The following is a 5,752-nucleotide window of genomic DNA, read 5'->3' on the forward strand; positions in this document are numbered from 1 at the left end:
TCCGCAATCCCCACCACAAAACCCACCCGCTCGGCAGGCAGATCCGGATCTATCGGCACATACGCCCCACCCGCCTTCACCACCGCGTACAACCCCACCAGCAAATCCACCGAACGACGCACAGCCACACCCACCGACGACTCCGGACCCACCCCCGCCCCGATCAGGAACCGCGCCAGCCGATTCACCCGCGCACCGAACTCCCCATACGACAACACCACATCCCCACACACCACCGCCGCAGCACCAGGAGTCCGCCCCACCTGCGCGTCGAGCAGGCCGGCAAGGGTGGTACGCGGCACCGGGTGACCCGTCGCATTCCACGAACCCACCACCAACGCCCGCTCACCCGGCCCCAGAACCTCCACATCACCGACCGGCGCATCCGGATCCGCAACCACTCCCGCCAGAATCCGGAGGAACCGTTCCCCGAATCCCGTGACCGTCTCCGGATCGAACACGTCCGACGCGAACGTGAACGACGCGTCGATGCCTGCTGCCGTCCCGGACGCGTCGTAGCGCTCCGCGAGCGTCAACTGCAGATCGAACTTGGACACACCGGTTTCGACATCGAGGATCTCCACCGTAAGTCCCGGCAGGTCGAGGTGCGCCGGGGCGGTGTTCTGGAACTCCAGGAGAACCTGGAACAGCGGTGAGTACGCGGTCGAGCGGGTCGGTGCGACCGCGTCCACCACGCTCTCGAACGGCACCTCCGCGTGACCGAACGCCGCCAGATCCGCCTCCCGCGCCCGGGACAGCACCTCGCCGAACGTCGCGGCGGACTCGACGSTCGTCCGCAGGACCAGAGTGTTGACGAGCATCCCCACCACGTCGTCGAGTGCTTCCTCGCCGCGCCCGGCGATCGGCGTCCCGATCGCGATGTCTCCGGAACCACTCAGCCGCGCCGCCAGCACCGCCAGCACCGCGTGCATCACCATGAACATCGTGGAATTGCGCTGCCGCGCAAGGAGCAGAAGCGCCCGATGCTGTTCCGCTGACACCGGGAACCGGACCATCCCACCCCGTAATGCTCTGTCCGCGGGCCTCGGTCGATCCAAGGGAAGATCCATCACGTCGGGGAGGCCGGACAGCGTCTGTTTCCAGTATTCCAACTGCGCCGACATCAGGCTGCCGGGATTCTCGTCACTGCCGAGGGCCGCCCTCTGCCACAGGCTGTAGTCGGCGTACTGCACGGGCAGCGGCGCCCAGCCGGGTGCCTGCTGCTGTACCCGCGCCGAGTACGCCACCATCAGGTCGTGCGCGAGTGGGGCCAGCGACGCTCCGTCCGCCGAAATGTGGTGCACCACCAGCATGAGGACGTGCTCGTCGTGGCGGGTCCGGAACAGGTCACCACGCACGGGCACCTCGGTGCTCACGTCGAAGCCCCGAGCGGTCGATTCGGCGATCCGCGCGCGCACCGCGTCCTCGTCGTCGCAGACCGTCGGATCCAGGTCCGGAATCACCTCCCCCGGTGGCAGGATCACTTGATGCGGTCCGTCCACTGACGCCGGATACACCGTGCGCAGCGATTCGTGTCGTTCGAGGACGTCCGCCACCGTGGCCCGGAGCGCCTCCACGTCGAGCGTTCCGGACAGTCGGAGCGCCATCGGAATGTTGTAGGCCGGTGACGAGGTGTCGTACTGATTGACGAACCACATACGTTGCTGGGCGAGCGATAGCGGGATCCGGTCGGGACGCGTCTGCGCCACCAGGTCCGGGCGGTCGGGGCGCCTCGCGTGAGTACCCTCGATCCGGTCCGCCAGTGCCTCCACCGTCGGTGCCTCGAACAGGGTCCGCACCACGAGGTCGACGCCGAGGGCGGCGTTGACCCGCGCCACCACTTTCGTCGCGACCAGTGAATTTCCGCCGAGGTCGAAGAAGCTGTCGTCGAGCCCGATTCGTTCCACACCCAGTACGTCGGCGAACACCCGCGCGACGGCCCGCTCCACCGGAGTGGCAGGTGCACGGAACTCGGCGGCCGTGGAGAGGAATTCCGGCGCCGGCAGTGCCGCACGATCGAGCTTCCCCACCGGTGTCATCGGGATCTCGTCCAGTACCACGATCGCCGCCGGCACCATGTACGTCGGCAATTGCTCTGCGGCATACTCGATCACCTCAGCAGTCGCGAGCTGATGCCCGGCCGCAGGCACCACGTACGACACGAGCACCGTGTCGCCGGACGGTGCCGTTCGCGGCATCGTCACCGCGGTCCGCACGCGCGGATGGGTGTGGAGGACGGTGTCGATCTCCCCGAGCTCGATGCGGAAGCCACGTACCTTCACCTGGAAATCGCTGCGGCCCAAGTACTCCAGTGTGCTGTCGGTTCGCCACCGCACCACGTCCCCGGTTCGATACATCCGCTCGCCGGGGCCGCCGAAGGGGTTGGCCACGAACCGTTCGGCCGTCAACGCTGATTTGCCGTGATATCCGCGAGCGAGGCCGTCACCCGCGACGTACAGCTCTCCGGCGACGCCGGGCGGCACGGGTTGCAACCGCGCATCGAGGACGACCTCGTGGAATCCGCGGAGCGGACCGCCCACCGTGATGGCTCCGGTCGGTGACATCGGCGCACTGATGTTGGACATGACGGTGGCCTCGCTGGGCCCGTACGCATTGCACAATCTGCGACCGGGCGCCCACCGCTCGACGAGTTCCGGCGGGCACGCCTCGCCGCCGAACACCACGTCCCCGAAGTCGGCGAGTCCGTCCGGTTCGACCGTTCCGAGCGCGGCAGTGGTGACGAATCCGTGAGTGACCCGCTCCGATTTCAGGAGCCGGGACAACTCGGTGCCGCCGTAGACCGTGGGCGGCACGATCACCATGGTTGCCGCGGCGGCGAACACGTGCAGGTACTCGGAGACGGACGCGTCGAAACTCGGTGTGGAGAAGTGCAGAATCCGGGATGTCTGCGTCGCTCCGAATCGTGAGTGCTGCTCGGCCGCGAAGGTGTCCAGGCCACCGTGTGTGACCACGACGCCTTTGGGCCTGCCTGTGGAACCGGATGTGTAGATCACGTAGGACGGGTTCTCCACGCGGAGGGGCCGTGCCCGCTCGGCATCGGTCACGACGGATACCGGCTGCGTTGCGCAGAGGGTCCGGAATTCTTCGTCGTCGAGCACGAGCCACGCAATCGCGTCCGGAAGCCGGGAACGGACGGCGGACACCGTCACGCCCAGGGCGGCACCCGAATCGCCCAGCATGTGCTCGATCCGTTCGGCCGGGTAGTTCGGGTCCACCGGCACGTAGGCCGCGCCCGATTTGGCCACCGCCAGCATCGACAGAACCGACTCGATCGAGCGAGTCATGCCCAGTGCGACGAAGTTCTCCGGCCCGATACCGCGTTCGGCGAGGACGCGTGCCAACTGGTTCGAGCGCTCGTCCACTTCGCGGTACGTCATCTCGATACCGTCATACGAGAGCGCGACACCGGTGGGGTTGGATCGTGCTGCCGCTGAGAATAATTCGGGCAGTGTGCGGCCCCGTCGCCCCGGCCCGCCGGACACCGGAACGAGGGTGGCCCGTTCGGTATCGGACAGGACGTCGACGTCGCCGACGACGAGTCCGGGGTCGCCGGCGGTCGTCTCCAGGGTTCGGCGGAACCGTTCGCCGAGGCGACGGACCGTGCCGGGGTCGAACAGATCGGTGGCGAACCCGAGGGTCGCCGTGATGCCGGACGGGATGCCGTCGGCGTCGAAGGTCTCGGTCGCGGTCACCCGGAGGTCGAGTCGGCCGATCCCGGACGTCTCCGGATCGTCACTGCACTCGAGCAGGACCTGGACGATCGGCGAGTACGCGGGCGAATCGCCGAGGGCGAGCGTCCGGACCACCCGTTCGAATGGGACGTCGCGGTGCTCGAACGCCTCCCGGTCGATGTCGCGGACGTGGCCGAGGAGACGCGTGAAGGACGTGTCCGGTTCGACGCGGGTACGGAGCGCCACGAGGTTCCGGTCGTGGTCCACCGTGGTCGTGGTTCCGATCACTACATCCGAGACGCCCGACAGCCTGCTCAGCAGCGCGGTGAACGCTGCGTGCAGAACCGAGAACGCGGTGGTGTCGTGTTTGTGCGCGAGGGCCAGCACCGCGGCATGCGCTTCCGCGCCGATCGGAATTTCTACGCGGTCTTCCCGCCCGGATTGCGCGACGGGCCGCGGCCGATCGGACGGCAGGTTCAGCACTTCGGGGATCCCCGCCAGCTGATCCGTCCAGTACTCGAGTTGATGCGCCTCGCGGCGTCGTCGCTCGCCGTCGCGGGCCGTGACCTCGTGAATCGTCGCGACCCGGGCCTGCGGGTCGGCCGAGATGAACTCTTCCAGCAGTTCGACGAAGTGCCGGTGGTGCAGGCGCAGCGCCACGTCCTCGTATCGGTTCGGGTTGGCCCGGAAATCGACGAAGATCTCGGCCGGTGTCCCGCTCGGGTACACGTTGACCAGGAGATCTTCCACCGGACCCGACGTGACGATGTGGTATTCGCCGACCAGTGGACCCAGCTGCACGTTCTGGTGGAACAGCATGACGTTGACCATCGGTCCGTGGAGATCGGCGCCGCTGCCCGCGCCCACGTCGCGGCGGATGTCCTCGACACTGCACCGCTGATGCCGCAACGCGCCCATCAGCTCTCGCCTGACCCGTGACACGAGGTCCGCGACCGTCTCGTCCTCGTCGACCGTGATCGGCAGCGGCGCGACGCTGACCATCATGCCGCCGGAGTTGCGCAGCACCGACGTGGTCCGGCCGGACATCGGAACATTCACGAGGACATCGGTTTTCACCGTGATTCGCGACAGGTAGCAGGCGAAGGCGGCGATGATCGTGACTGCCGCGGTGGCGTTTGCCTGACTGTCGGCGCCGTGGATACCGGACACGGCCGCCTCGGACAGCAGGGCACTCTCGACCTTGCTCCTGGCGAGTGCGGGGGCGGGCGCGTCGGCCAGAGTCGATCCGTCGACGGCCTCGACTCGCTTCGCCCAGTACTCCCGATCCGCCTCGAAGCGGTCGGACGACCGGTAGCGGGCATCGACGTCGTACAGCTCGTGCAGGGTCGCGGCGCGACTCGGATCCGGTTCGCGGCCGGCCACCGAGGCCGAGTACCGGTGCGCGATGCGGTTGATCAGCGTCATGGCGCCGTATCCGTCGAGCGCGACGTGGTGAATGCGGCTGTACCACAGGTAATGCGACTCTCCGACGCAGAGAATCGAGGTCTCGAACAGTCGATCCACATCGAGATCGAGGGGGGCCTGGTAGTCCCGGTCCATCCATTCGTGCGCGGCAGCGACCGGGTCGTCCTGACCGCGAAAGTCGATGAAGGCGATGGACGTGTCGGTGGCGTGGTCCACGTACTGCATCGGTCGGCCGTCGACCTCGACGACCTTGAGGAACGGCGACTGGAATTCGCGGGCCACCGCGATGGTCTCCCGGCGCAGCAGGTCGATGTCGAGGTCGCCGTGCAGTTCCACATAGTGCGCTACCGAGATCGGCACCGCGGGGTCGAGTTGCTGCGCGAACCAGGTGGCACGCTGCGCCGCGGACAGGGGGAACGGCTCCCCTTCGGAATCGTGTGTTGCCGGCTTCCGCGTGTCGACGGGCTTCACGGCGGTTCCTCCCCATAAGGTATCCCCGACCGCTCACAGCGTGACCGCGTCCGTATCCTGGCTCGCGAATGCGGGAGGCGGTAGCTTTTCGCCGTCCCCCAGAAAACTCGTTCGCCGTCCACAGGGCGCACAGACCCCATCGTTGCACAGCGGCACGGCTCCGT

General features: G+C 67.5%; 1 protein-coding gene. It reads right to left on the bottom strand.

The genetic code is table 11. The features are described from left to right. A partial coding sequence (locus AC1D1G_RS20035; RefSeq protein ID WP_477953433.1) for an amino acid adenylation domain-containing protein occupies positions 1-5,588 on the bottom strand: 5,588 nt, incomplete at its 3' end. Positions 5,589-5,752: the final 164 nt, after the last annotated feature.

The sequence above is a fragment of the Rhodococcus sp. P3_B8 genome, assembly GCF_056402775.1.